This is a genomic window from Paenibacillus alkaliterrae (genome assembly GCF_021532375.1).
Lineage (GTDB): Bacteria > Bacillota > Bacilli > Paenibacillales > Paenibacillaceae > Pristimantibacillus > Pristimantibacillus alkaliterrae.
In genome coordinates, this window is the sequence record NZ_JAKGAP010000029.1 from 1 (window position 1) to 26,935 (window position 26,935).

The 26,935-nt window shown below is 46.6% G+C and carries 24 protein-coding genes and 1 pseudogene; 2 read left to right on the plus strand and 23 right to left on the minus strand.

Features of this window, described 5'->3' with window-relative positions; all coding sequences use genetic code 11:
- Positions 1–152 precede the first annotated feature (152 nt).
- The 13 genes and pseudogenes from L1N85_RS13915 to L1N85_RS13975 all read right to left on the minus strand — a co-directional run bounded on the left by L1N85_RS13915 (position 153) and on the right by L1N85_RS13975 (position 16,065).
- Entirely contained in the window at positions 153–1,073 is a 921-nt protein-coding gene (locus L1N85_RS13915) for a DMT family transporter (RefSeq protein WP_235239479.1), read from the minus strand.
- Between the two features lie 222 nt (positions 1,074–1,295).
- Positions 1,296–1,739, minus strand: a pseudogene (locus L1N85_RS13920) (MFS transporter); the annotation flags it as partial.
- A 17-nt stretch (positions 1,740–1,756) separates the two neighbouring features.
- Entirely contained in the window at positions 1,757–2,647 is an 891-nt protein-coding gene (locus L1N85_RS13925) for a carbohydrate ABC transporter permease (protein ID WP_235239481.1), read from the minus strand.
- Positions 2,648–2,662: 15 nt separating this feature from the next.
- Complete coding sequence (locus tag L1N85_RS13930; protein WP_407946422.1) at positions 2,663–3,529, minus strand: ABC transporter permease; 867 nt, start codon at positions 3,527–3,529, stop codon at positions 2,663–2,665.
- A gap of 206 nt (positions 3,530–3,735) precedes the next feature.
- The gene (locus tag L1N85_RS13935) at positions 3,736–5,253 is read right to left on the minus strand and encodes an ABC transporter substrate-binding protein (RefSeq protein WP_235239486.1); all 1,518 of its coding nucleotides are present in this window, start codon (positions 5,251–5,253) and stop codon (positions 3,736–3,738) included.
- 188 nt (positions 5,254–5,441) lie between these two features.
- Positions 5,442–7,040, minus strand: coding sequence for a response regulator (locus L1N85_RS13940; protein WP_235239488.1), 1,599 nt, complete (start codon positions 7,038–7,040; stop codon positions 5,442–5,444).
- Positions 7,041–7,058: 18 nt separating this feature from the next.
- Positions 7,059–8,636 (minus strand): sensor histidine kinase, encoded by a 1,578-nt coding sequence (locus L1N85_RS13945; protein ID WP_235239490.1) that lies wholly within the window; start codon positions 8,634–8,636, stop codon positions 7,059–7,061.
- Between the two features lie 308 nt (positions 8,637–8,944).
- Positions 8,945–11,185 carry a glycoside hydrolase family 3 C-terminal domain-containing protein gene (locus L1N85_RS13950; RefSeq protein WP_235239492.1) on the minus strand — a complete coding sequence of 747 codons (2,241 nt, stop codon included), beginning with the start codon at positions 11,183–11,185 and terminating at the stop codon, positions 8,945–8,947.
- A 138-nt stretch (positions 11,186–11,323) separates the two neighbouring features.
- Positions 11,324–11,983, minus strand: a complete 660-nt coding sequence (locus tag L1N85_RS13955; protein WP_235239493.1) for a TetR/AcrR family transcriptional regulator — start codon at positions 11,981–11,983, stop codon at positions 11,324–11,326.
- Positions 11,984–12,118: 135 nt separating this feature from the next.
- A complete protein-coding gene (locus L1N85_RS13960) occupies positions 12,119–12,373 on the minus strand; it encodes an aldo/keto reductase (protein ID WP_407946420.1) in 255 nt (84 codons plus the stop codon).
- 7 nt (positions 12,374–12,380) lie between these two features.
- On the minus strand, positions 12,381–12,713 hold the full coding sequence (locus tag L1N85_RS13965) for a beta-galactosidase trimerization domain-containing protein (RefSeq protein WP_407946421.1): 333 nt from the start codon (positions 12,711–12,713) through the stop codon (positions 12,381–12,383).
- A 261-nt stretch (positions 12,714–12,974) separates the two neighbouring features.
- Complete coding sequence (locus L1N85_RS13970) at positions 12,975–13,340, minus strand: ArsR/SmtB family transcription factor (protein ID WP_235239495.1); 366 nt, start codon at positions 13,338–13,340, stop codon at positions 12,975–12,977.
- A gap of 70 nt (positions 13,341–13,410) precedes the next feature.
- Complete coding sequence (locus L1N85_RS13975) at positions 13,411–16,065, minus strand: glycoside hydrolase family 78 protein (protein ID WP_235239496.1); 2,655 nt, start codon at positions 16,063–16,065, stop codon at positions 13,411–13,413.
- A 174-nt stretch (positions 16,066–16,239) separates the two neighbouring features.
- Here L1N85_RS13975 and L1N85_RS13980 point away from each other — a divergent pair, with 174 nt between their 5' ends.
- Entirely contained in the window at positions 16,240–17,115 is an 876-nt protein-coding gene (locus L1N85_RS13980; protein WP_235239497.1) for an AraC family transcriptional regulator, read from the plus strand.
- Positions 17,116–17,137: 22 nt separating this feature from the next.
- Positions 17,138–17,782 carry a metal-dependent hydrolase gene (locus L1N85_RS13985; protein ID WP_235239498.1) on the plus strand — a complete coding sequence of 215 codons (645 nt, stop codon included), beginning with the start codon at positions 17,138–17,140 and terminating at the stop codon, positions 17,780–17,782.
- A 562-nt stretch (positions 17,783–18,344) separates the two neighbouring features.
- Here L1N85_RS13985 and L1N85_RS13990 read toward each other — a convergent pair.
- The 10 genes from L1N85_RS13990 to L1N85_RS14035 form a co-directional block, all read right to left on the minus strand.
- On the minus strand, positions 18,345–19,373 hold the full coding sequence (locus L1N85_RS13990) for an HD-GYP domain-containing protein (protein ID WP_235239500.1): 1,029 nt from the start codon (positions 19,371–19,373) through the stop codon (positions 18,345–18,347).
- Positions 19,374–19,607: 234 nt separating this feature from the next.
- Positions 19,608–19,934, minus strand: coding sequence for a hypothetical protein (locus L1N85_RS13995; protein WP_235239502.1), 327 nt, complete (start codon positions 19,932–19,934; stop codon positions 19,608–19,610).
- Between the two features lie 233 nt (positions 19,935–20,167).
- The gene (locus L1N85_RS14000) at positions 20,168–20,947 is read right to left on the minus strand and encodes a squalene/phytoene synthase family protein (RefSeq protein WP_235239519.1); all 780 of its coding nucleotides are present in this window, start codon (positions 20,945–20,947) and stop codon (positions 20,168–20,170) included.
- A 171-nt stretch (positions 20,948–21,118) separates the two neighbouring features.
- Positions 21,119–21,397, minus strand: a complete 279-nt coding sequence (locus L1N85_RS14005) for an SRPBCC family protein (RefSeq protein ID WP_235239504.1) — start codon at positions 21,395–21,397, stop codon at positions 21,119–21,121.
- Between the two features lie 92 nt (positions 21,398–21,489).
- Positions 21,490–21,705 carry a hypothetical protein gene (locus tag L1N85_RS14010; protein WP_235239507.1) on the minus strand — a complete coding sequence of 72 codons (216 nt, stop codon included), beginning with the start codon at positions 21,703–21,705 and terminating at the stop codon, positions 21,490–21,492.
- A gap of 327 nt (positions 21,706–22,032) precedes the next feature.
- Positions 22,033–23,580, minus strand: coding sequence for an L-glutamate gamma-semialdehyde dehydrogenase (gene pruA / locus L1N85_RS14015; protein WP_235239509.1), 1,548 nt, complete (start codon positions 23,578–23,580; stop codon positions 22,033–22,035).
- Between the two features lie 54 nt (positions 23,581–23,634).
- On the minus strand, positions 23,635–24,537 hold the full coding sequence (rocF, locus tag L1N85_RS14020) for an arginase (protein ID WP_235239511.1): 903 nt from the start codon (positions 24,535–24,537) through the stop codon (positions 23,635–23,637).
- A 5-nt stretch (positions 24,538–24,542) separates the two neighbouring features.
- Entirely contained in the window at positions 24,543–25,754 is a 1,212-nt protein-coding gene (locus tag L1N85_RS14025) for an ornithine--oxo-acid transaminase (RefSeq protein ID WP_235239513.1), read from the minus strand.
- Positions 25,755–25,983: 229 nt separating this feature from the next.
- On the minus strand, positions 25,984–26,334 hold the full coding sequence (locus L1N85_RS14030) for a hypothetical protein (RefSeq protein WP_235239515.1): 351 nt from the start codon (positions 26,332–26,334) through the stop codon (positions 25,984–25,986).
- A 13-nt stretch (positions 26,335–26,347) separates the two neighbouring features.
- Complete coding sequence (locus L1N85_RS14035) at positions 26,348–26,644, minus strand: hypothetical protein (protein ID WP_235239517.1); 297 nt, start codon at positions 26,642–26,644, stop codon at positions 26,348–26,350.
- Between the last annotated feature and the right edge of the window lie 291 nt (positions 26,645–26,935).

Genomic DNA, 26,935 nt, shown 5'->3' on the forward strand with positions numbered 1-26,935 from the left:
ATACGGGATTTGTTCTTGTCCGGAACGCTTCCTAGTATAGCAAGTGGCGCTTTTTTGCTCAAAGCTCAAATTACTTCATTACAGGAATGGCTCCTTTTCCTTCACAATTGTGTAAAAGAAAGACCCTGTACCAGGGCGAAAAGCGATTGGATCTAATTATGAGTTTTGGGAATAGTCCTAGGCTTAAACATCCGCTGGTTGATGGCATCCGCCTTATCTCTTTTCTGTGTAGTGACCAGCACAACACCCCCAACAATGAGTAGCGATCCGATCAATTGTATGGTAGTCACAGGTGTGCCAAGGAGCATAAACCCAACAATCATAGCCACGAAGGGTTGTAAATTCAAAAAAATGGAGGCCTTTCCCACTCCAACTCGCTTTAACTGGAAGTTCCAAATTAACCCGCATAAGCCTTGCGCAACAATTGCCGTTACAAAAAGCATCACCCAAGCCCAAAGATGTGGGCTAACTTGGTTTAAAGGATCCTTGATGATAGCTACTGGTATAACCATAATTGAGCCGATAACAGTGGAATAAACAGTAGCTATAAACGGGTCGATCCGCTCTGTCAGTTTACGCATCATGATGATGGAGATGGCAAAGGTAAGCATAGCCAACAGGATATATAAGATACCAATTGAGAACTCTAGCCCATCGGATTTCCCAACTACAAAAAAAATGCCCATAATAGCAACAATCGATCCGATTACCATTCGTCTCGTAATGATTTCTTTCAAAAACAGCGAGGCCAACAATGTTGCCGTAATCGGCGTAAGGGAAAGGATCAGAGATGCCGTTGTAGCACTGACGGTTTTAAGCCCGGAAAAAAAAGCCGCTTGATTTAGAAGAATACCAATGAATCCAAGCGGAATGAGCAGCAAGTAATCTCGCCGGATAAGATGTTTCAGCCTTTTGGTACCCCACGCATAACTGATCAAAAATAATGAGGTCGAAGTTAATCGAAGTGCGGAAAGTAGAAAAGGCGGAAATTCATGTACCAGCATCGAACCGAATACAAAGTTGCTCCCCCAACAAGTAACACAAAAAAGCAGGAGTAGATATGATCGCATCATGAATAGTTTCGTCTCCTTATCTACCAAAAAACCGATCTATAGATTGCTAACCTCCTCAAATCTTTATCATTTGGGGACTGACATCACAGATTTTCAATTTTCTCCTACGCTTTATCAATAGGATATAGCACAGGATCGTACTGAATTGCGAAGCAACGATGACGATCCCAAGAGGCACGGCAGTTTGACCGCCACCAAGGCCTACGAGAGGTGATACGAATACATGACAACACCGATAAGGCTTAAAACAATGAAAACACCTTTCCATGATGCAAATTGCAAAATCTGACTTCCCACAACGGGTGCAAAAATCGGAGAGACACCTATAACCAACATCAATTTGGAAGAAAACTTCGTTAACTCCGTACCTGAGAACAGATCCCGAAGCACGACACGGGAAATGACGAGCCCCGCAGAGCCCGCCACGCCTTGAATAAACCTAAGCGCAATGAACATCCATATCGACGTTGCAAAAATACACGTCAGAGATGAAACTGCATATAAAATAAGCCCGATTAATAAAGGTAAACGACGTCCGCGTACATCGCTGATTGGGCCGAGAAGCAATTGTCCTGATGCTAATCCGATAATGCACGAAGTCAGACTAAGTTGGGCAAGTGAGGCACTCGAATGAAAATCATTACCAAGCTCCGGCAGAGCTGACATTTTTAAACGTATCTCTATTATTTTACTGCACCTATTGTAATCCCTTTAATGAAATACTTCTGGAAGAAGGGATACGCAATTAAAATCGGCAATACCCCGATCACTGCAATGGCCATTCTAACCGACGTGCTTGGAATTTCCGCGATTTCACTGGTGGCACTTGATCCAGCGATGTTGCTGTTGCTCGTTAAGAACTGAATATCTGTCATCATCTTGTTAAGGATCGTTTGAATACTGAAATATTTCGAATCCGTTACATAGGTAAGACCGTTGAACCAGTCATTCCAGTACAGAATCGCTGCAAACAAACCGATCGTCGCCATAATCGGGAGCGATAGCGGCAAAACGATGCGGTAGAAAATTTTGATTTCTCCCGCTCCGTCAATGCTGGCCGCTTCAATCAGCGCAGGCGGAATAGAAGTCATAAAGAAGGTTCTCACGAGCAAAACGTTAAATCCGTTCATAAGCAAACCAGGTATGAGGAGTGCCCAAATGGTGTTCTTCAAGTGAAAAACTTGAGTGTAAATCAAATACGTAGGAACCAGACCTCCATTAAATAGGAGAGTAAAGAACACAAGAAATGCAAAAAGGTTCTTTAAAGGCAAGTCACTGCGGGAAATGGGATAAGCAAGCATTGAAGTAATGGCAAGACTAGCAGCAGTACCCACTACAGTAATGAAAACTGTAATTCCATATGCTCTACCAAGCTCTGACCAATGAGTCCATAAATAACCATATGCTTTCATGCTGAATTCTTCCGGAAAGAATGTATATCCATTCTGAATAATACTTGCTTCACTTGAAATGGAAGACATAATTAATAATGAAAAAGGTATAAGACATGCGATGGCAATGGCCATCATGATGATATTTATAATCCATTGGAAGGATTTATTCTCTATTGTCATCGTTACCACCCCTATCTAGAATAATGCATTTTCTCTGTTCACTTTGCGAACAATATAATTGGATACGATAACCAGAACAAATCCTACAATCGATTGATATACCCCTGCTGCGGATGACATTCCGATATCCCCTAGAACCATTAAACCGCGGAACACATACGTATCAATAACATTAGTTGTATCCGCTAATGCTCCAGAATTCATTGGCACTTGATAGAATAATCCGAAATCGGAGTAAAAAATTCTACCAATGGCTAACAACGTCATCATCGTAATAACAGGAGTAATTAAAGGAATCGTAATAGCGCGAACTTGCTGCCATTTGGAAGCGCCATCAAGCGTTGCCGCTTCGTAATACTCTGGATCAATACTAATGATAGAAGCTAAATAGATAACACATAAGAATCCTGCGCCATTCCATGCATGCACAATCGTAAGAATATATGGCCAATATTGCGGTTCAGTGTACCAAGAAATATCCTTCATTCCTAACATCGGAAGAATGGTTTTGTTCATAAGACCGCTATCAATGCTAAACACAGAAAATGCAAGATAACCAACAACGACCATAGAGATTAAGTAAGGCAATACGATGACACTTTGATAGAAGCGTGAAAGGAACTTATTCTTAATATCATTAAGAATAATAGCGATAGCAACGGCGATCACCGTATTAATAATGATGAAAGCTCCATTATATAAAAGCGTATTTCTCGTAATTATAAAAGCGTCGCTCGACCTAAACAAAAATTCGAAGTTCTTCAGACCAATCCAATCACTTCCAAATATACCTTTTGAATAATTAATGTCTTTGAAGGCGATGACCATGCCAAACAAAGGCAAATAGTTGTTAATGATCAAGTAGACAAGGCCAGGGATCATCAGCAGAAACAAAGGAAGATACCTCTTCAATTTTTTAAGGCCTTGCTTTTTCTTAATATTTGTTTCTTGTGACGTTTTCGCTAATGGTGCCGTTTGAGCCAAATGAGACATCATTCTCACTTCCTTGTTTGTGTAATAAAGAGTGTTAAAGAATGCAATCCAATCAACTCATAGCCGATTGGATTGCTTATTCGAAAGCTATTTAATTAATTGCCGTTAGCTTTCGCCCACTCATCAAGCTGTTTTTGCTTCTCTTCCATAATCTTGTCAATTCCAGCATCTTTCAGCTTAGCGATAAACTTAGGAAGCTCTTTATCTACGTCCAAGACACCGCTCTCTAGACCTCTTCTGAATTGTTGTAACACGCCAGTCGCAGCTGCAACTTCTGTTTTTACAGGCTCAGAGTTAAACGTAAAACCAAGAGCCTTAGATTTAACCGCAGTTTTATTGAACTCTGCTTGTTTAATAAATACTTCCGGGTCGTCGCCTTCGAAGACTTGGGACAAGAACTGGTTACCATGCATCCAACCATAACCAAAATATCCAACGTTATCGCCATCCACGCCATCCGGATACTTGATCATGTTGTCTTGACCTTCCATTTTCACGTAGTGCTTGCCTTCAATACCCCAGTCGAACAGGTTCACGATATCTTTGTCGGTGTACATCAGGTTCAGGAATTGGAGAACTTTTTCAGGCTTCTCTGCGTTCGACGATACGCCCAGCATTACGTTCGTTACTGTGCTTGTCTTCGCAACCGCAGGAGCCGTTCTGACAGCGACTACCTTCATGCCGATTCCGCGGCTCTCTTGAGCTTCGAAACCAGGTTTCATGTGCGAGAAGTTGCCTGCCGCTTTGCCCGCTTTAATAATCGCTTGAGTCGCTTCTTGGTTTTGCGCCGCATCTTTCAGAATATAGCCCGCTTGGTACCATTTGCGAATGGTCTTCAATTGCTGAGCATATTCATCCGTAGCGAACCAATTCACAATTTCAAAGTCAGTTTGACCGTTGTTGAGCAATACGCCGAAGTCGTCACCCAGTGAGTCTCTTGTGCTGTACGTACCAAGAACCGAGTTGCCGGACATGTTTGTAACACCTACCATGTTTGGCTCTTTCGCTTTAATGACGCTGAAGATCTTTTCATAATCCTCATACGTTTTCACTTGGCTTAGATCGATATTGTGTTTCTCCACCAAATCTTTTCTAATGATATATCCATAATCTTGAGCCAAGTCGCGGATACTAGGCACGCCATAGCTTTTGCCATTGATTTTTGTTGCATTATAGTAATCCTGACCTAAAGCATCGATAATGCCTTTGCCATACTGCTCCATGATGTCACCAATCGGATACAGCTTGCCTTTCGATACTTGCGTGCTGTAGTCAAAATGCGCGAGCATATCAAGTTTCTCGCCGCTTGTCATCATCAGGTTGATTTGGTTCGTCCATGCACTAATACTGATCGGCAGCAATTTAACCGTCACATTGATTTTAGCTTTGGAAATTTTATTGATCTCATCTTGAACCAAATTAAGGTCTTTCGGAACGCTTTGGAAAATCGGGAACGCGTAAACGACTTCATACGGCGCTTCCGAAACCTCGCCTGATTCGTTCGATTCCGACGCTTTTTCTGCAGTATTGTCAGAACCGCTGTTAGTGCCGCATGCGGCAATGAGAATCATTAGAGCCAGAATTGCGCTTAACCAACCAAACTTTTTTTTCATACAGTTCCCCCATATTATTCAGTATTCATTCGTTTCCTTAAGGAATCAAAATAGCAGCGATTTCCTTTGGCTCGAATATGATCTTATTGTAACTAGGATTAGGACGACTCACTGCTCCTATTTCGATTTATTATTTGTCTATTTTCGACCATTAAAGCGTTTTCATTCAAGAAATTGAACCTCATATTTCAATTTTTAGAGTGTTTCATCCGATACTCATTCGGATTCATATTTGTTTGTTTCTTAAACCTTCTTGAGAAGTGGGAAAGATTCGTATACCCCACTTGACACGCCACAGCGCTAATCGACAGATTCGTATTGCTGAGCAGCTCCTGCGCAATGGCAAGACGTTGAAGACCAACGTATTCCGTTACAGAAGTCCCCATTTCTTTCTTAAAGATACGGTCTAAGTAATCCGGATTTAGAAACACATAGTTTGCTATATCCTCACGGGATAACTCTTGATCGCGAATATGAATGGAGATGTGTTTTTTCACTTTCTCTACAACCGATTCAGTTTGCTCCAAAGCATTAATATATTGCAGCGCTCTTGCAATCATGTGTTTGATCCAAGTCATCATATTCGCTACCGAACGGGAGGCTTGTTCCGAGAGACTTATGGATATATTGTCATTAAAGAGCTGATGCGCTTGGAGACCTTTTTGTTTCAAGACTACATATACCATTTGCAGGAAATTCTGCTGGAATTGATGAAGCATATTCGCGTTTAATCCTCCCGAAAAAACGGCTCTCTCCAAATAACCGGCAGCCTCGGAAACTATCTTTTCTTCTAATCCTTGTTGCAGCATAACTGACCATACATTCATATCCGGCATATTCAAAGAAACAGGGAGACAGGTTTGTTCTTTAAACAGAAAAACTTTATTGTTATACGCCACATTATTTCTCTCGTGAACTGATAATTGATTAAAAATACCTAATAATTCATGACCAAGTCCTTGCCTTCCAATGTAGCAGGAAAGATCACAATAAAAGTACTGATTACAGGAAGTGATATAAGACCCGCATTTCTCCTTCAGATGGTCATGGGCTGAATCCGCCTCTATGTCCGATGCAAGAATGACCAACAGTTTTCCTTTTTCCAAAGAAATAACTTGACCATTGTCTCGATTTTCAAGAATGATTTCTTCCGCGGAATTCATCAATGCATACTCCATGATTTTTTCTTCGCGTAAATTCATATCTTTATTCCATCTTTGAACGCATACCAGCACCGGAATGAATTTCATTTGCTCCGAATACGGGATATTTCGCTCGGATGCGGCTTTTTGGATTGCTGCGGAGTTGGAAGGGATCTTCTGATGCAGCAGATCCAACCAAAACCGTTCAACAAGCAAGGGCTGCTGTTGGAACCAGAATTGTCCGATTCGGCTATATTGCGCTAATTCGTTGTCCTTGTTGATTTTATCCATCGCTTTGTTAATAATCTTTTCTAACTCCGCAGGTGGAACCGGCTTTAATAAATAGTCAAAGCTTCCTAATTGAATTGCCTGCTGCGCGAATTTAAAATCCGCATGACAGGTTAAGAAAACCGACTCCGTCTTAGGGTAATTCTCTTTCACCCAAGAGAGAAGTTCCAAACCGCTGCCTTGAGGCATTTCAATGTCGCAAATCATAATATCAATGCGCCTGCTTTCGAAGATTTCTTTGGCTTGTCTGATATTATAGGCTGTGAACACGGCTGAAAACCCGATATTGTCCCATTGAATGTCTGACTTCAAGCTTTCAACGAGAAGATATTCGTCATCTACAATGAGTAATTGCATGATTTCCACTCCTCTTTTCTACTGTTCAAAGTTTGGCTTTAACGGCAGCATCATCTGTACAACGGCTCCTGATGGACTTGCATTCGAAAAAGTAATGTGAGCGCGATTCTCATATAACAATCGAAGCCTCTGCTGTACGTTCCATATGCCGATATGTTCCCCTTCTTCATCCATGATGCGATTTCCGTTCTGAATTTCTGTTAAGACATCTTTCTTAAATCCCGGCCCCGTATCTTCAATGATTATTTTCATGAAAGACTCTGTCTCCCGGACGTCTAATTGAATATAAATAGATAAGAGTATGGGCTCGTCCAACGAAACCGCATGCTTAATCGTATTCTCTACGAACGATTGGATGATTAAAGGGGGGATCGGAGCACGGAGCAAATATTCGGGCGCCTCGATTTCACATTTCAGATGTTTGGGAAAACGTAATTCTTGAATGCGCAAATAGTTGCGTATATGCTGAAGCTCGTCCTGTAACGGAACAAAACTCAAATTACTTCTGAACATATAACGAAAATATTGGATTAGACAAAGAGCCATTTCCTCAATAAGAGCAAAATTACTTGAACGCGCGAGCGTATACATAATATTAAGAGAGTTTATATAGAAATGCGGATTGATTTGAAGCTGTAAATGTTGAAGCTCCGCTCTTTGTTTGTTCAGCTTCTCCTCATAAACATGGATTCTCAGTTCTTGGATTTGGGCCATCATCGAATTAAAGGTATCGTTTACAATTAGAAATTCTTCTGAGGTTGGAAACTGTTGAATACGAAAATCAAGATTCCCATGCCTTATACTCTTCATCGCTAATAATAAGCGGTTAATCGGAATGAGTAAGAATTTCCTTAACAGAAAAAGATACACAGGTATAAGAATGAGTGACCCAAGCGGAATAAAGGTAGCAATTCTCCGCAAATTAGGGAGATTCTCAAGAATTTTCTCATCCGGTACTAGCGCAATTAGACTAAAATTCCCTCTGCCAGATTGTTCACCAACAACCAGATAATGATGATTAGGGTTTCCTGTGAGATAATAATTATGAAGATCCTGACTCAAATCAATTTGATTATCTTGGATAAACTCGGCGCCAACCAGCGGTTCGCCACGATCGGTAGCAAACAAAGCCTTCCCCTTCTCTCCAAGAGAGATGAAGTTAAGTGGAATCATTAAATTATCAAAATCAATCCATGCCCCAACAAAACTACCGCCGTCCGATTTAAGCAAACGAAACAGATAATTACGTTCATCCAATTGCACTACATACCAGCCTTTGCTAAACAACGCCAGAGAAGCAGATTTTGTTTTGACCGCTTGTTTAAAGTAGCTTCTCATCTCTTCTCTTTCATCGAAAGTTGTCCTTGTAGAATTCGCCTCAATAATATCTTCATTCGGGACAGAGTAGGCAAACAGACCATCAACCGATTTATAACTCGAGAGATTTTTTGATAGATTTATAAATAAGCGATTCTTCGTATAATAACGTTCACTCTCCGAAACCAAGTATTCCAACGTTTGAAGATCAGTATCTGGTGTAATAAGGCTAATTAAATATTTGTCAACATCCTCCAGATTTTTATCAATCTGCCCCATGTACATGGACATCAAATTTTTGTTGGAGACGGCCACCTGATTACGGACCACATCAATCGCGTAAAAGTTCGTATAGATCAACAGTATGATTAAAGGCACAGTGATCAGCAACAGACCAACGACGAGCTTGAAGCGTATGGAATTCAAGGATATGCGAGTTAAACGCCTTTTTACGTATGAATCCATGAGTAATCTCCGCCCCTAGTCAATTTGATTTATACGACAAAATATATTCCGAAAATTATTATAACATAAAAAGAAAACAACCCTTTTATGGGAGGGTTGTCACTAAATTACATCATTCCTTATTATCCATTCTCCCGCACAGCAAGAACAATGCCAAACATTTCATGAATTTGTTCTATCACTTCTTGCGGGTAGCCGAATGATGGCAAGAAGTTCAGAATGGTACGGATTGGCATACCAAGAAAAATCGGATACATTGGGCTGTGCTCGTCTATCTTCATTTGGCAAATCAAGGAATGAACAACATCCGTATTACGGTCGTCCTTCAACCACTCCTGTAGGGAGTGCAGCAGTGTTAAAGGCTCTCTCACATCTTCTGAAGCCGTGAAAACAATAGTCTCAGCAAGACGGATATCACGAGAAGAAGCACCAACGAGAATTTGGAATTCGCCGGATTCAACGGCAAACTTACCAAGATGCTCCACGTAATGGGAAAAGTCGCGTTCATTCAATTCGATCTGTACGGACTTTGTTTCACCTGGAGCAAGCTCGACTTTCGTGAAGCCCTTCAGTTCCTTGTCCGCTTTCATAACGGAGGATTTCACGTCTCGCACGTACACTTGCACGACTTCTTTACCGGCACGGCTCCCAACGTTCTTTACATCTACAGTAACCTTCAGCACTTCGCTGTCCTTTAAGCTGTTGCTAGAAAGATACAGATTCGAGTACTCGAACTCCGTATAAGAAAGACCGAAACCGAATGGATATTTCACATCCAGCTTCTTCGCATCGTAGTAACGGTACCCGACAAAGATGCTTTCCGAATATTTCACTTGATTAATATTTCCTGGGAATGACAGGTAAGATGGGTTATGCTCCAATGCTAATGGGAACGTTTCTGTTAGCTTACCTGATGGGTTCACCTCGCCAAACAAAATGTTCGCAATGGCCGAACCGCCCGCTTGACCAGGCAACCAAGCCTGAACAATTCCCTTTACCTGTGACTCATAGGCACCGATATCTGTAACAGATCCACTATTTACGACTACGATCACATTCGGATTCACCTTGGACACCTCTTCAATCAACTGCGTATGGCTGCAAGGGATGCTTAAGTCTGCACGGTCATAGCCTTCACTCTCGATAATTTCGGTTGTTCCAACGAAGATGATAACTGCATCTTGACCTGCTGCTAATTCACAAGCTTCCTTCAACAGCTCTTCATTATCTATCTCATCGTAGCCTGCACCATAAACGGTTTGAGCGAACTTAGCGATTTCATCTAGCGGGCTGTCAAGCAGGGCCGGGTTCATATGAGAGCTGCCGCCGCCTTGGAAGCGAGGTACTTCTGCAAACTTTCCTAATACCGCTACCTTAGCTTGTTTGGCAAGAGGAAGAATGGCAGCCTCGTTCTTAAGAAGCACGATCGCTTCTTCTGCTACTTTACGAGCAATAGCATGATGCTGCTCCACATCAATCGAAGAGACTTCCCGCTTCTGCTCAAGCACCTTCCGAATGACCTTTAGAATACGACGTACATGGTCGTCAAGCTGCTCATCAGTGATCTGGTTGTTCCGATAAGCTTCCATTACTTCCGCATTACGAGTGCCTGGACCTGGCATTTCTAAATCAAGACCGTATTGAACAGATGGCACCTTGTCTACAACCGCGCCCCAGTCAGACATGACTAAGCCTTCAAAGCCCCATTCTTGCTTCAGAATACCATTCAAATATTTGTTGTTGTTCGCCATGTGGGTGCCATTCACTTTGTTATAGGAGCACATCACCGTCCACGGCTCAGCTTCCTTCACTACCATTTCAAATGGGAGCATATATAGCTCTCTTAACGTACGCTCGTCCACTTCAGAGCTGACAACCATCCGATTTGATTCCTGTTCGTTAGCTACAAAATGCTTAATTGACGTTCCTATGCCACCCTCTTGTATACCCTTTACAAGGGCAGTCCCCAGTTTACCTGTTAAATAAGGATCCTCTGAAAAATATTCAAAGTTCCGTCCGCCAAGCGGAGAACGCTTACCGTTCATACCAGGTCCAAGAATAATGCCAACGTCGTAATATTGACACTCCTCTGCAATCGTTGCACCAAGCTCACGAATCAATTGCTCATTCCACGTAGCTGCCATAGCAGATTCTATAGGAAATGCGGTCGCAGGCTGCGTATTAGAAAGCATCTCACCTGGATCCGTGCCAATCGAAAGTCTTAAACCGTGGGGTCCATCGGTCAGGATAATAGCAGGAATATTTAAACGTTCAATAGGTTGTGTATTCCAGAACGAGCCACCAGCTAATAAGCTGATTTTCTCTTCAACGGTCATTTTACTAATCAGTTCTTCTATATTCATCGTTGTTTCCTCCTTAGAGTTTTCGTAGAAAACTTACATCGTAAGCATCTGCTGAATTTCTATTTCTTGTAAACGTTTTAATTATAAAAAAATAACACACACTGTGTCAATAAAAATTACACAGTGTGTGCCACTTATTTATCTTCGGAAGCCTTGAGTAAACAATTTCGTAATCAGCTGGATATCTGTAATATCGTAATCATACATCTTCTTGATGATTTCTTCGCGGCTAACGATGCGGATGATTAAGGCAAAAAGAGCATGGTTGATCGTAAGAATCGTATTGCTCACTTCTTTTTCCATCATAGGACGAATGGAGCCATCTTGGATGCCTGACTGAATCGCAGCGTGAAAGCTATTATAAACATTATAATCCTCCAGCCTAGGCGTAGTGAATCCATAGCCCTCAACATGCTTGAATACGCGATCGAATTCGTTTAAATATTCAATTTGATCTATATGCTTCAAGTAATGAGAGAGCAGTAAGTTCAACAGCGCCTCAATCTTCTCCAATCCACTGGAAAATCGCGATACTTTCGCTTCAAGCCCTTCAATCATCTGCAGAATGCCTAAAAACTCCTGTTGAATTTCAATTGCTATTTCTTCCTTCGTATCATAATAATGATAAATTGTTCTTCTGCCCATCCCTAACGTATCTGCAATTTGCTGCATTGAGGTATCGTGAATTCCTTGCTCAATGAACAGCTTTTTAGCTACTTCTTTGATTTTCACTCTGCGCTTTTGTTTGATCGCGCTTTCGCTTGCCTTCACTTGATTAGATGCAATTCCTACAAACATGCGAACTTCCACCTTTAATAGACATTTCTTGTGGAAATCATATCATTTGACGGCTAAGCCTGTCTATTTATCGTCCTTTTCATTATTTTCTCAAATCCAGCCACTGCATCTCATCAACCACATCACTGTTATCCCTTACTTCAGGTGAATACCGCCCTGTGAAAAATTGATATCCTCATCTGCAGATACACAATCCGCCCAATACGGTTCTTGTGCTTTAGCTAGACTAATGTTAGGGCTGTTAAAGGCTATCCCCACTAACCCATGGGCATTAGCATAATCGTTTGCCTCTTGAATACGTCCATGTGTCCAGTTCGATACACCAAAAGTGAAAATACGCCCTGCCTCAACATGCTCATTCAAAATTTCAATAATTTTACCTACAGGCACAATCGGATTATAGCCTGTCGGCTTCCACGATCTTACTCTCGTATGGGCTAAGCTGCTGGCCTTGGAACGTCTTCGTGCTCTCCGTATGATTAAGCAGGAACCAGAGCTTGCGCTCACCCGCCTCTCGGACAACGACCTCGACGCCCTCGTCACTTTCAATATGCCAAATTTTCTGTTCCTTAACAATTGAATAGGCAAGTTCGTTCAGTACATTCGCACTTAAATCGCCACCGATATAATAAACCGTACCTTTACCGTACAGATTGCGAGTAACTGCGGCAGCCGGGAAAATCGGTTCATCGTAGCGATATATGACTTCCGCAGTCGTCGGCGTCAACAAATCGCGCCACACCTAGCATTTCGACATGCTTTCGTCGCTTTTATTTGCTGACTCTGCAGCCACAATCGGGATTTGCTTGCCCAGAGGCAATGCTTCCGAGCTATGAATGACAGCGCCTACCATATCTGCTGCATAACCTGGCGTTTCCATCCCGAAGTGAACGTTATTGCTAATTTTTATTTATTTTACTTAATATCTATAGCAAACAAAAAAAGGCTACCCCGAGGTCATTGACCTTACAGGATAGCCTTGTTCCATCTATTATTCGTGCTTCAAATGCTGAAGCGTTAGCATGAAAATTTGCTCCACATGATCGTCATCAAGCGAGTAGAACACCGTTTTGCCGACCTTTCTGCGCTTTACGATGCGCATATTCCGCAGCAGCCGAAGCTGATGGGAAACGGCCGACTGGCCCATCGCGAGTACTTGAGTCAAATCATGAACACAAAGCTCTGATTGTACCAGCGCGTGTATCATCTTCACCCGCGTCGGATCGCCAAGCGCTTTGAACAGATCAGCCAGCTCGGCAGCGGTGGTCTCCGGAATCAATTTACTTCTAACACTCTCTATGTTTGCCTCCGAACCTGCACATGTATCATCACAGGCTTCGGTAACTTGATTATCCATTATCATCCCACCAACCGTATTTGTCCTAAAACACATTATAGCATGATTCAGTTAATGGGGTGAACCTGAACTACCAAGCAAACCGATAGCTTCCTGATCCTGCCTTTATGGTTATGCCCGTTACCGAGTCAGCCACAGCTGTTATACCGTCCGCCTCGCTAAGCGCCGTACCGCTCTCGGTAATCTTCGACTCCGCCGACGCCGACGGCAGATGAACTTCCGCAGACGTATTAGGTGGAATGGTCACGTCCAGCCTGCACGCTCCATTCTCTGATATACGCCACTTTGAGCTAACCGTTCCGTACATCGTCTCCAGTCTGCCTTCCGCCCAAGTAAGTCCATCGCCGGGCTTCGGCGCTATAATGATTTGCTTGTAGCCCGGTGCCGTCTCGACCGTTTGGATACCCGCGACCGTTCGGTACATCCAATCCCCGATCGCTCCGTACGCATAGTGGTTAAATGAGTTCATATCCTCGCTCCAGAAGCTTCCGTCCTCCTTGATGCCATCCCAATGCTCCCAAATCGTCGTCGCACCTTTCGTTACAGGATACAGCCATGAAGGATATGTTTGCTGCAGCAGCATCTTGTAAGCTGCGGCATTAAGCCCATGCGCGCTTAACACATGATTCAAGTAAGGCGTACCCACAAAGCCTGTCGTCAAATGGAATCCGTTCTTCTCAAGCAGCTCCGCCAGCTTGGCGGCCGCACGCTTCTCCGCCTTTTCTTCCAGAAGGCCGAACATTAACGCGAGCACATGCGCCGTTTGAGTCGGCATCGCCAGCCGCCCGGAGGCGGTCACGAACTCCTCCCGGAAAGCCGCTGCTATATTCCCGTGCAGCTCGAGCAGCTCCGCCGCATCCTCCTCCTTGCCCAGAACCTTCGCAGCCTTCTGTACCAAAGACACCGAAAGGGCATAAAACGCGGTTGCTATAAAATCATTTTCCGTCGCTCCCCTATAATCCCCCGACTTCGCATCCAGTCCGAGCCAATCGCCAAAATGAAAGCCGGTATTCCACAAAAATTCATTTTCTCCCTGCCGGCGAATGTACGACACCCATGCCTTCATGCTGTCATATTGCTCTGCCAATATCCGTTTATCCCCATAGCAAACGTAGAGCGTCCAAGGACAAATGACAGCCGCATCACCCCATGCCGCCGAGGACATCTCCTTCTCGCCCAACACCTGCGGCACCACGAACGGAACACCGCCGTCCTCTGCCTGATCGGCCTCCACGTCACGCAGCCATTTCGTGAAAAAGGGAGCGACGTTCGACAAGTACGACGCGGTCTGGATGAACATTTGGGCATCGCCCGTCCAGCCAAGCCGCTCATCCCGCTGCGGACAATCGGTCGGAACGTCGAGAAAATTGCCTTTCAGCCCCCATTTGATATTATGCTGCAGCTGATTGACAAGCGGATCCGAGCACTCGAACGTCCCCGTCTCCTCCATGTCCGAATGAAGCACCACCGCCGTAAAATCCTCCAGCGCCACTGCCTCAGGAAAGCCGGTTAGCTGCACATAACGAAAGCCCTGGAACGTAAAATGCGGCTCGAACGTCTCACGCTCCCCGCCCTTCAACACATAAGTAATGAGCTGCTTCGCCGATCGAAGATTCGCCGTATAGAAATTACCTTCGCGATCCAGCACCTCCGCATGCCGAAGCTCCACACTCATCCCCGCATGCCCCTGTACGCTGAAGCGAACCCAGCCCACCAGATTTTGACCGAAGTCGAGCACCGTTTCACCCTTAGGCGTTGTAATAAGCGTGAGCGGCTGCAGCCGCTCTTGCTTGCGCACGGACTCATTCACCTGCGGCTTCAACATGCTTTTGCTATGCTCCAGGATTTCAACCGCACTCCAGTCCTTATCGTCATAAGCCGCGCTGCTCCAGCCCTCCCGCTCCAGGCGGGCATCATAGGTTTCGCCGTGATAGATCTCGGACATTAGGATCGGTCCCGTTGCTGCCTTCCAGCTATGATCCGAGACGATCAGCTCGATTTGTCCATCCTCATATTCGACCCTCAGCTGAAGCAATAGCGCCAACCGGTCGCCATACAAGCAGCTCTTGTCGCTCCAAGTCAAATTCCCCTTGTACCAGCCGTTGCCGAGCACGGCTCCAATCGCATTTCCCCCAGCCTTTAGCAGTCCCGTAACCTCATACGTTTGCGTTTGAATGGAATGGCTGTAACTGGTCCAGCCGGGCGTAAAATAGCTGTCCCCCACCCGCTGCCCGTTCAGCTCCAGCTCATATAGACCAAGCGCCGTCGCGTATAGCCGCGCCTCTTTTACAGTCCCCTTCAGCTCAAAGCCCTTTCGCAGCATCGGCGATGGCTCCGCTGTAACCGGCAACAGCGCGAGCGGAGCGGCAATCCAACTCCCCGCCCACTCCTCAGGTGCAAGCAGCCCCATTTCCCAATAAGCAGCATCGGACCAAGCAGAGCCCTCGCCGGCTTGATTCCACGCCCGCACCCGATAGTAGTAGCGCGTGCAGGACTCCGCCGTGAACCTGTCCAGCTCGACATGAACCGACTGATCCGTCTCCACCCGTCCGGAGTCCCATCCTATATTCGCAAAAGCAGCATCACCCGCAACCACGATCTGATAAGCCGTTTGGCGGACCGCCCTCTCGTCCGATTGCAGCTTCCAGCTGATTCTCGGCTTCGTTACACCGATCCCAATTGGATTCGTTTGATATTCGCAGCGCAATTCTGTAATCTTGAACATGGCCTGCTCCTCCTGACATTATGTTTGATTTTCGGTGTTCGCCTTCCTTGCCATTGCACATTCCACTATAATTATAAAAAAGCCCGAACATCTTATTGCAGGCATTACGGACATCTTCATTCGGTATTACGGACAATGTCTTCTACTTAAAATGCTGCGTCAGGAGCGTGAGCCATGGACCGTCCGATAGAAACGTATCGCGGAGAGCAATTTTTTCGAAACAACTCGCTTCTGTTCGTCAATCGCTCGACGGAGGATTTCATCAATCCGTATCACGATCATGATTTCTTCGAATGCGTGTTTATTGCTGAAGGATCGGGCTTCCATCATGTCGGCGACGAGGTCCACAAGGTAAAGAAGGGACAGATTTTGTTCATTCCCATTGGCCTGTCTCATGTTTTTCGACCAACGTCAACGAACATAGCGCGCCATCCATTAAGCGTATACAACTGCGTTTTTTCGCCGCTGCTCCTGCGGAAGCTAAGTACGTTCGCATCCGATCCAGGCATCACTTCATTCCTGAGCGACATGGAAGGCGGACGGCTGCCCTATTACGCCTGCTTGGACTCGAATGATCAGTTCGAGCAGCTGTTTCTGCTGCTGTACCGGGAATACAAGCTCCCGCAAACAGGCTCGGAGGACTACCTTAACGCGCTGCTGCTCCAGCTGCTCATCCTCCTTCAGCGTTCCACGGAGCATCCCGGCACGTCGCCCGCTCCGAGACTGACTGCCTTTCTCGAGCTCTTGAGCTACATGGAGCATTATTATGATCAAGAGCTGACGCTAAGCCAGCTTGCTGAGGTGAGCAGATGGAGCGAACGGCATCTCCAGCGCTTATTTCAGGAGCATACGAAGCAAAGCTTTCACCGCTACCTGCAAAATGTACGTATTCGTAAAAGCCAACAGCTGCTGCGCGAAACGAAGCTCAAAATCAGCCATGTTGCCGAAATGGTCGGCTACAAGGACATTCATTCTTTTAACACGGTATTCAAAAGATGCACAGGCATTACACCCGGCTCTTACCGTAAAGCTGCTTTATTATCCACATGATTAGTCAGACACAGGAGGCATTATGACAGGAAAAACACATTTGGCAATCGGGGCAGCTGTCGGAGCTGCCGCTGCCGCCTATTATTCGCTTGACCCGGAGATAGCCGCCCAATACATCGGCATCGCGGCCTTTTCTGCGCTTTGCGCCGACCTCGACGGTCCGAGCATGCTCAGCAGCAAGCTTAGCAAGCTGTCCAAGTTCATTCGGGAGTTCGCGCTTTGGGGTGCCGTCTTGTTCATGGGCATCATCGCTTATTATTATTTTACCGGTCAATCGATGTCTCCGCTGCTTGTTGGGGCTTGCGCCGCAGCCGTTCTATCCGGCCTCGTCATGAAGCAAGGCGCGATCCGCAACGCGCTCGTCAGCGTAGTGGGCGCCGCGTTAATTTATGCCGGGTACATGTATGAGATGAATTGGCTAATGGGCTTCGGACTATTCGTCGCTTGGGTGCCGTGGCTTAAGCATCGCGGCATGACGCACACGATATGGGCCATTCCCATCTGGGGCGCCATCGCATGGGGGCTGGAGCAGCAACTGCAGCTCGAAGGCATCGCGATCACCGCCATGCTTGGCTACTCGTCTCATCTCGTTGCAGATACGCTCACACCAAGCGGTGTTAAATGGCTTTATCCGGTGGTGAAGAAGTCGTTTAAAATTCGTTTTTAACGTGAACCACTTTAGTGTTTTTTACTCTTATGTTAGAATGAAAATATCAAAGGAGCCGTGCGTCAACACGACTCCCGATGCAATAGCCGCTTTTAAGGGCGGTGGCTAATTAATCAAAGTATGAGTACAAATAGACCGCATCCTTGACCGAGGACGGTCTATTTACATATTTGAGACAGTATCGCTACGATAAGTGCAGTCTATCTACTCGATGCTAGGCATTTTAGGAAACTTTCGCAGCTTAAATTTGGCAGGTAACCCTTAACAGAGGATAAGTTTCTAGGTTCAACAAAGTCCGCGTCACGCCTGTTGCCTGACTAGTTCCCTCTTTCTTTAAATCCCCGGTCAGCTCGTTCGGTTCGCCTCAGAAATGCCAAAGTGATAATACGGGCATTCGGGATAGGACGATCGGATTCATCCGAAATATTTCTTCAGAAGCCATCACACGTTGCTCGAAGCCGCATAATGATAACCACAAAATACAAATAACCATAATAACAGCGTATCGTTCTATCCTACGCATCATCATCACCCCTGGGTACCTTACCCAAAAATAGATGGATCATGCCATTACAGCTTCTATAAATACCGTCGTGTGCCGGGCTAAATCAATTTCGGAAATATCGAGCTTTTTATCCTCCGTGTTGACGACGCGAATAACCGGTCGACCTGGCAGACCCCGGTGCTGACGCACCACAACGCCGATTTCCTTTGTGGAGAGCCGAACGGCCATTCCATTCGGATAAACCGAAATCATTTGCGCAAAATGAACCAAGACTTCATAATCAAGCTGCTGCTCGGACATAGCCATTAAATCTTCGCACGCTTCGTGCGGAAGGCGTCCTTCTCCGCCCAGCGTATTAATTAAATGGTCATATTTATTCGCCACCGCTACTATTTTGGCATATGTATGGATTTCTGAAGCAGATAAGGCTCGAGGCATTCCTCTGCCATCTATTCGCTCATGATGCTGAAGAGCGATATGAGCGATCATCAGACTGAACTCCTGCTTGGACTTCAGCAGCTCGAAGCCGCGCCAGGTATGATGTCCCTTCGTTCCTCCCAGTGTCTCGTCGATGGCATCCACGCCTATTTTTCCAACATCATGAAGAAGAGCTCCTATGGAAAGCTCCTTCAGTTGGCCATAATTCAGCCCCATATTAACTCCAATAACCGTGGCTATCAGACACACGTTCATCGCATGCACATACTGCGCATTGTCCTCCGTCCGGATATCCGTCAGCTGCAGCAGCAGCTCCTTGCTGCTCATAACATCATCCAGAATCCGCCCGGCACTGATGCCGATATTTTTGGGACTCCAATCCTTCCCGGAACGAATCGCTGCAAAGGTGTCGTTCATCTCATGAAGAACCGCCTGTTTGGTGGCATCACTTAGTATATCCTCCGTATCCACATCATCGAAAGCCGGATCTTGAATATATAGATTCGTCACACCGATCCGATTAAGCGTGTTAATCATATAGACGGTGAGTGATACTCCCGCGGCAAGCAATACTCTGCCGTTCCCGGAATAAATCGATTTACCGAGAATCTCCCCTGGCTCCACATTCCCAATACTTACATATTTCATAAAACGTCCCCCGCTATCCTCTGACTGACTTTCCCGCCGTGGAACAGAATAAAGTGCTTCCCTATAAAGTTCGTTAATGGATGTACCATATCCTTCATGCTAACGAATCACATTAGAGGTTACATCCCCTTCTATCTCCATACAGGCGGGAACCGGTGCCGGGTCGCTTGTTCGAAGCCAAAAAGGCACGACGGAACTCAGTCCCATCATGCTTTATGATTGCCTGTTCTTTTCTTAAAGAAATACGTTTGAAGCTCCGGCCTGAAGGAACAGGGTTGCGGCTTCATCTTCTGAATCCACTTCGCTGATAAGCAAATAATGCCCTGCCTCTACAGCTTCTTCGCACTCCTTGGCAAACTTTTCGGGAACTCCGATATCCTGCAGTACGCCTTTCGTGCCCGGACCTTCATCCGAATAATGAGCGCCCGCTACAAACCCTGTCGGGCCTCCCCCGACACCGGTTCCCGTTGCCTGGTAGCTTCCAGCCGCGAAGGGTGCCGCTCCAAGCGGAGGGATATCCATTACGCCGCTGTTCTCGCGGGCCTCTCTAATTCCATGCACTTCTTCAACGGGGATATCCGATTGGGAAGCCAGCAGCGGTACTGATTCCTTGTTGTTTTCTCGAAAATACCAATGGTCACCGTCATGGTGAGCCCTCCTCTCGTATTTTACCTCGGATGAGCTTATATGGAAATATACCCTTTAGCCTTTTCTTTGAATCTCATTTTTCGAATAAGAAACAAAAAAAGAAGCCTAAAGCTCGGAAAGCATTTAGGCCACTATAATTGTCATGATTAATTAATACTATTCACTAGCTTCATAACGGCGTCTCTCGTTAATTTATTTCCGCCTGCTGCGATAAGCTTCACTGTAGCATTCGCCAGCGTCAACGGTATTTTGCAAAAATCCAAGGCCGGCCCGCCTTTCAAATCCTTGATATACGAATCGGCCATTTTCAAATTGCGGCGCGTATACTTCAGCATCTCCTTCGAACCCCATCCATCGGGATAGAAGTCGACGCCTCTCTCAAGATCCTCCGCCCGGTTGCGAAGAATGTTTACAGCTTGAAGCCCGCGTCCAAAGGCAACCGCTTTCTTCATATCCGATTTCGTACCGTCAAACCAAAACCAGATCTCGGAAAGCATCTCACCGACCATACCGGCCACACTGTACGTATAACCGTCCAAATCCTCTTCCGTACGGATCTTCCAGCCTATATGAACCCAATCGGCCATCTGTTTCGACATCATCGCAATGTAACGGTAAACAACGGGGTTGACGGAGACCGGGCAGAGAGATGCCCACTCGTCAATCCGCACGGAAACTGCGGGTAATGCTTCACGATGCGGAGCCAGCAGCTTTTGTGTTTCACTAATGACATCTGGAGATTGAAAGGCATCATGGATACCCAGTAACAGCTCCGCCTTCAAATCTACCGCAAGTGTTTCATGATCTTCGATTTCATCAATCGCTCTCATACACAGATAGGCAGAAGCGACAGCTTCTTTCAACCCGGGTACTAAGCGGCTAATCGGAATATAAAAGGTTCGGCTCGTTTTTTGTAACATGCTCATCGCATCGATCACGATAAAGGCTCCTTCCAGAAAGCAGCTTAGCTTTTTGCTTCTTTTAATATTATATCTCATAATACCATATCTGCATTTGGAAGTGGACTGCCACTACATATATGGGGAAGCTATTTCACAAAAAGGTTGGATTCAGCACTTAAACCGGTCAAATCTGCGTTATTTGTTTTCCTCCAGCGCTGAAACATATTTCTCATACCATATTTTCCATACATCTGTACGGTTCTCGATCGTTTTGCCATCCAGCTGTGCTTGCATAAAATCGAGACATACATGCCAGCCAGCAAGATCTTTGGATGTATGATCCGTAATCCTGCTTATCATTTCTTTCAGAACCAGCATACAACCCTCTGAATCCGAAAATAATTCAAAGCGGACAAGATCCTCGCCCCATTCATATTCCAATACTGAATGAAGCTTGAACGCAGTAATCGCCATATGCAGCTGCTATCATTTATAGCCCCTCCTCTTTCGATTATAACCTCCCGCCCGCTTCCAGATACCCAAGCGATACCTCATTAGACTAGAGGTCATCCGGTAATCATACGGACCTGTGGACCCGCAATCGTAACCATTCCATTACCCTTGGGTGTTACTTCAAGCGAATACCCCAGCCTTTCGATCTCTTCCTCCATATACTTCATGATGCCCATACAATAGCCGCTTGGACTTGGCAGGTTGAGCAAAATTTCCAGCTGACTGACGATATAATCCCGGTTGAGCTGCGGTTCGATTGGCGATAACATGTTCTCAATCTCCTTTCTTAAATAAGGAGTCCGTTCTTGCAGCGTTGATGCAGCGGCTTCTGTTCTTTTTAGTATAACATTTCCAACCCTCTGATACGTATACGCGATGACTGTACCGCCTGGAATACGCAAAAAGACCTAACCAAAGTTAGGTTAAGGTTCTCCATAGAGCACCGATCAAGGCTCGAATGATCGAAGTTGCTGGATAAATCCAACTTAGCACGCCTCCAAGCTGGACACGCGAGTGATGGGAGGCGGTGGTTCCAATAAAAAAAAGCCGTACACAGTGTGCGAATTCGCACACTGTGTACGGCTTTACCTTAATCATCAGAAGCGCTCCGATACAACCTTTGCCTGCGTGAAGAGCAGCAAATAATCGCGGCCGCCGGCCTTGGAATCGGTGCCCGACATGTTGAAGCCGCCGAAGGGATGAACGCCGACCAAAGCGCCCGTACATTTGCGGTTCAAATAAAGGTTCCCGACGTGGAACTGCTCGCGCGCCTGCTCAAGCCTGCTGCGGTTGCGCGAGATGACGGCGCCAGTCAGGCCGTATTCGGTATTGTTCGCGATATCGAGCGCCGCGTCGAAGTTAGCCGCTTTGATGAACGCCAGCACCGGACCGAATATTTCCTCCTGCGCGATGCGGGCATACGGGGCAACGTCCTTAATGATCGTAGGTTCGATAAAGTAACCGCTGCTGTCTCCCGTTTTGCCTCCTTGCACGATAACGCCCTCGCTTCGCCCGACCTCGATATATTTTAAAATGCTAATATACGCCCGTTCGTCAATGACCGGGCCAATCGAGGTAAGCTGCTCATGCGCCTTCCCGGCCCGGAGGCGCTTCGTTCGCTCGATCACCTTCTCGAGAACCTCGTCGTAGACGAGCTCATGCACGACCGCGCGGGAGCATGCGGAGCATTTCTGCCCGGCATAGCCGAAGGCGGAAGCCGTTATCGCATCGGCCGCCAGCTCGAGATCCGCATCCTCATCGACGATGATCGTATCTTTGCCGCCCATTTCGGCGATCACCCGCTTGATCCATTTCTGATCCTGCTGATTCGCGGCCGCCTTCTCGATAATGCGGAGGCCGACCTCTCTCGAGCCGGTAAAGGCGATGAAGCGGGTGAGCGGATGCTCGACGAGAAAATCCCCCACCTCGCTGCCCGCTCCGGGCAAGAAGTTCACGACACCGTCAGGCAGCCCCGCATCATCGAGCAGTTCGACGAACTTGGCCGCGATGACGGCGGTCGGGCTGGCCGGCTTCAGTACAACCGTGTTGCCGGCAACGACGGCAGCCATCGTCATCCCCGCCATAATCGCCAGCGGAAAGTTCCATGGCGGAATGATAATGCCCACGCCGAGAGGGATGTAGACCAGCTCATTATCCTCTCCGGCTATCGTAACAAGCGGCTGGCGATCCGCGAGCCTCTCCATTTCCCGCCCGTAATATTCCAGAAAATCGATCGCCTCCGCCGTGTCGCCGTCAGCCTCGGCCCAGCTTTTGCCCGCTTCGTAAACGAGCCACGCGGAAAACTCATGCTTGCGCCGCCGCAGCAGCGCCGCCGCCTTATAGAGCACCTTCGCTCTCGCGAGCGGCGTCACTCGCTTCCAAGTCTCGAATGCGGAGGCCGCTGCTAAAATCGCCTCGTTCGCCAGCGCCGTGTCCGCCTGCGATACGATACCGACCAACTGCTGGAAATGCGACGGATTGATCGATTTACGCTTGATTATCGTTTCGATGCGATTCGGACCGATCTTCAGCATATACTCGCGGCCCAGCTCCGACTCAACTTTACGGAGCGCCTCTTGAAAATCGTTAATATGATCGGTCACCGCGAAGTCGGTGAAAGGCTCGTTTTGGAACGGCTCCCGCATAAGCGTATCCCTCCTGTATAATCGAATGGGTATCCGGCTTTCTTTCGATCTCATTCATAAAATCTGCTCCCCTAACAACGAGCCGATCAGCTCTACGGCCAGCTTCGCCGTTTGATTGTTGCGGTCGAGGTTTGGATTCACCTCCACGAATTCGGCCGATGTAACAAGGTCTGATTGATAAAGCAGCTCCAGCGCAAGATGCGCCTCCCGGTAGCTGAGGCCGCCTATGACTTTCGTCCCCGTCCCCGGCGCCTCGCGCGGATCGACGCAGTCGATATCGAAGCTGACGTGTACGCCGTCAGTCGTTTGCCGCAGATGCTGAATCACTTTATCCATGACTCGCGCAATGCCCTGCCGGTCAATGTCATGCATCGTGTAGCATGCGATGCCGAGCGTGCGTATATAGGCCTTCTCTTCGGGATCAAGCGATCTGGCTCCGACAATTGCAACATGCTCCGGTTTTATTTTGGGATGAATGCCTCGAAGCTTGGTTAATAACGGGATGCCCCGGCCGAGGCTGACGCCTAGCGACATGCCATGGATATTTCCCGAAGGACTCGTATCCTCTGTATTGAGATCCGAATGCGCATCGAACCATATGACTCCGAGATTGGCATAATGCTCGGCCAGCCCTGCAATCGTCCCGATCGAGATGCTGTGATCGCCGCCGAGCACTAACGGGAATTCGCCCGCGGCAACAACCTCCGAAACGCGATCGCCAAGCTGCCGGGTCACAGCATGCACCTCCGCCAAATATTTGGCATTCACTGTGGGGATAGGCGGTAAATACTGCGGAACATGAATATCTTGCGCCAGCCTATACGTTATCTTCAGCTCATTCAGCTTACGGGTAAGTCCCGATGCCTGCAAAATATGCCGGGGACCGAGCTCCGCACCGGAAGTAGCAGCCCCCTTGCCAAAAGGAACGCTGACAATCGCTACGCTTCGATTGATCATAGCCGTCAGCCTCCCGACTGTGTGCGATTCGTGAAGACAGCTTGTATGCGTTCAAAGGCCCAATCGATTTCCGCATCCGTAATAATAAGCGGCGGCGCCAGCCGTATTACGTAATCATGCGTTTCCTTGCACAGCAGCCCCAGCTTCATCAGCCGCTCGCAGTAAGTCCGTGCAGGGACGGACAGCTCGATTGCGATAAATAAGCCGCGTCCCCGGATTTGGACGATATCCGGATGCTTTAGCGCGGCAAGCTTCGCAAGGAAGTATTCGCCCAGCCGGCTGGATCGCTCTGCGAGCCGCTCCGATTCGATGACCTCGAGCGACGCAATCGCAACCGCGCAGCTTAACGGATTACCGCCAAAGGTTGAACCATGCGAGCCGGGATCAAATACGTCCATGACAGAGGAGTCAGCGGCAATGGCCGACACCGGCAAGACGCCTCCGCCAAGCGCTTTGCCCATAATATAGATGTCGGGGATGACATTCTCCCAATCGCATGCGAACCTGCGGCCGGTACGTCCGAAGCCGGTTTGAATTTCATCGGCGATAAGCAGCAGCCCGTGCTTCGCGCATAGCATAGCCGCTTCGGAGAGAAAGCCGTCCGGCGGAATGCGGATACCTGCCTCGCCTTGAATCGGCTCTATTAATACCGCTGCCGTATTCGGATTTATCGCTGCTTCCAAAGCAATGAGATCGCCATACGGAATAATCCGAAAGCCTGGCGTAAAAGGCCCGAAGCCTTCCCGGTAAGCCTGCGTCGAGGAGAAGGAGGTAACCGTGAGCGTCCGGCCGTGAAAATTGCCCTCGAAAACGATGATTTCCGCCTGGCCATCCGGGATATGCTTGACGCCGCAGGCCCAGCGACGTACCGCTTTAATCGCCGTTTCGACCGCCTCAGCGCCCGTATTCATAGGAAGAATCCGTTCTTTGCCGGTATAGGCCGCAAGCTTCTCGCAGAAAGCTCCCATTACTTCGTTATGAAAGGCCCGCGAAGTTAGGGTCACCTTGTCAGCCTGCTCCTTCAACGCTTCAATAATGCGAGGATGACGATGTCCTTGATTCAATGCCGAATAAGCGCTCAGCATATCCATGTACCGCTCGCCCTCCGAATTCTGCACCCAAACGCCCTCCGCATAGCTTATGACAATCGGCAGGGGATGATAATTATGGGCGCCGTACAATTCTGCGAGCTCCATATCCTTCTGTGCCCTGTTCATCGCCTGCTCCTTTCCGCAGCATGTGCAAAAAATAGCTGTTTTTGAATGTTATGCGATTAGGGGGTGACAAATAACATCTGTGACGAACCAAACTGTATAAAGTCATTGCCTAGCCTTAAAAACTGATAGAAATAAATAATCCAATAATAATTCTTCATATCCAAAACGGTAGCATCTAATGATTTGGGTACTATTGGTGCCCGTCAACCTTCGGGAATTGGGTATACCTTTATATTGAAACCTCCCAATACCTTATAAATATATTTTCGTTATTTAAAACATCCGTAATATCCTGACATAGCAATTTAAGCTCATCAATGTCTTTAGATTTATGCACTGATTGCAACAAAGCAGAAAATGAATTCTTACTCCTTGAATAATTAATTAACTTAAAGGGTGAGATATCCTTATTTCTGTTTGAGTACGACCAATGAGTCAAAATAGATTTAATACCAAAGATATTCTTTTCAAATTCTTCAAACTCCCCATCCACCTCCACAAATAGTTTAAATATTGTTCCTTTTGAGATTACAATTGAGGATGATTTATAAACATCATCAATATTCTGCCAACATATCATTCGTTCCCCTCCTCTAGAATGCCGGAGAAAGCCTTCTCCCTCCCGGAAATTTATTCAATAGTGCTCGAGCAACCATTATTGCTGCTCCCACTGTAGATAAATTTTTAATTGTCCCGTCACTATTCTCAACATACATAGAGTATATTGCTTCACCAGGATTCGGAAAATCTATTCTCATTTTCACATTATCAAATACCGTTATTCCAGAAAGCGAATTAAGCATCTCCCCTTCAGTAAGCCCTCCAATTTCTTTATATAATTCTAACTGTGCTTTTGGATCCTTACCGTTTTTAGGTTTTACTTCCCACACTTTATCACCTAGAACTATATCAGCTTCATATGTTTTCTTAATTCCTAACCCGGACGAGCCGGAACCAATAGGATTTTTGTAAACCCATGTCGAACTTAGTAAGAAACTGAAGCGACATGGGGGAAATACGATGTTACTTACCGAACGTTACAAAGATAAAATTGCCGGCGTGCTTGCATGCTAAGACCGGATTGGAATCCATGGCAACATTCCGGTTCTTTGCTTTGACGGCGGGATGACTTCGTATTTATTCCAAAACAACATCAAAATCTTCGACTACCCGGATTGGGC

What these genes read in the sequence shown, in the direction of transcription:
- L1N85_RS13915 (WP_235239479.1), bottom strand. Translation starts at nt 1,073, where the DNA reads ATGATGCGATCATATCTACTCCTGCTTTTTTGTGTTACTTGTTGGGGG.
- L1N85_RS13925 (WP_235239481.1), bottom strand. Translation starts at nt 2,647, where the DNA reads ATGACAATAGAGAATAAATCCTTCCAATGGATTATAAATATCATCATG.
- L1N85_RS13930 (WP_407946422.1), bottom strand. Translation starts at nt 3,529, where the DNA reads ATGATCCCTGGCCTTGTCTACTTGATCATTAACAACTATTTGCCTTTG.
- L1N85_RS13935 (WP_235239486.1), bottom strand. Translation starts at nt 5,253, where the DNA reads ATGAAAAAAAAGTTTGGTTGGTTAAGCGCAATTCTGGCTCTAATGATT.
- L1N85_RS13940 (WP_235239488.1), bottom strand. Translation starts at nt 7,040, where the DNA reads ATGCAATTACTCATTGTAGATGACGAATATCTTCTCGTTGAAAGCTTG.
- L1N85_RS13945 (WP_235239490.1), bottom strand. Translation starts at nt 8,636, where the DNA reads ATGGGGCAGATTGATAAAAATCTGGAGGATGTTGACAAATATTTAATT.
- L1N85_RS13950 (WP_235239492.1), bottom strand. Translation starts at nt 11,185, where the DNA reads ATGAATATAGAAGAACTGATTAGTAAAATGACCGTTGAAGAGAAAATC.
- L1N85_RS13955 (WP_235239493.1), bottom strand. Translation starts at nt 11,983, where the DNA reads ATGTTTGTAGGAATTGCATCTAATCAAGTGAAGGCAAGCGAAAGCGCG.
- L1N85_RS13970 (WP_235239495.1), bottom strand. Translation starts at nt 13,340, where the DNA reads ATGGATAATCAAGTTACCGAAGCCTGTGATGATACATGTGCAGGTTCG.
- L1N85_RS13975 (WP_235239496.1), bottom strand. Translation starts at nt 16,065, where the DNA reads ATGTTCAAGATTACAGAATTGCGCTGCGAATATCAAACGAATCCAATT.
- L1N85_RS13980 (WP_235239497.1), top strand. Translation starts at nt 16,240, where the DNA reads ATGGACCGTCCGATAGAAACGTATCGCGGAGAGCAATTTTTTCGAAAC.
- L1N85_RS13985 (WP_235239498.1), top strand. Translation starts at nt 17,138, where the DNA reads ATGACAGGAAAAACACATTTGGCAATCGGGGCAGCTGTCGGAGCTGCC.
- L1N85_RS13990 (WP_235239500.1), bottom strand. Translation starts at nt 19,373, where the DNA reads ATGAAATATGTAAGTATTGGGAATGTGGAGCCAGGGGAGATTCTCGGT.
- L1N85_RS14000 (WP_235239519.1), bottom strand. Translation starts at nt 20,947, where the DNA reads ATGAGCATGTTACAAAAAACGAGCCGAACCTTTTATATTCCGATTAGC.
- L1N85_RS14005 (WP_235239504.1), bottom strand. Translation starts at nt 21,397, where the DNA reads ATGGCGATTACTGCGTTCAAGCTTCATTCAGTATTGGAATATGAATGG.
- L1N85_RS14010 (WP_235239507.1), bottom strand. Translation starts at nt 21,705, where the DNA reads ATGTTATCGCCAATCGAACCGCAGCTCAACCGGGATTATATCGTCAGT.
- pruA (WP_235239509.1), bottom strand. Translation starts at nt 23,580, where the DNA reads ATGCGGGAGCCGTTCCAAAACGAGCCTTTCACCGACTTCGCGGTGACC.
- rocF (WP_235239511.1), bottom strand. Translation starts at nt 24,537, where the DNA reads ATGATCAATCGAAGCGTAGCGATTGTCAGCGTTCCTTTTGGCAAGGGG.
- L1N85_RS14025 (WP_235239513.1), bottom strand. Translation starts at nt 25,754, where the DNA reads ATGAACAGGGCACAGAAGGATATGGAGCTCGCAGAATTGTACGGCGCC.
- L1N85_RS14030 (WP_235239515.1), bottom strand. Translation starts at nt 26,334, where the DNA reads ATGATATGTTGGCAGAATATTGATGATGTTTATAAATCATCCTCAATT.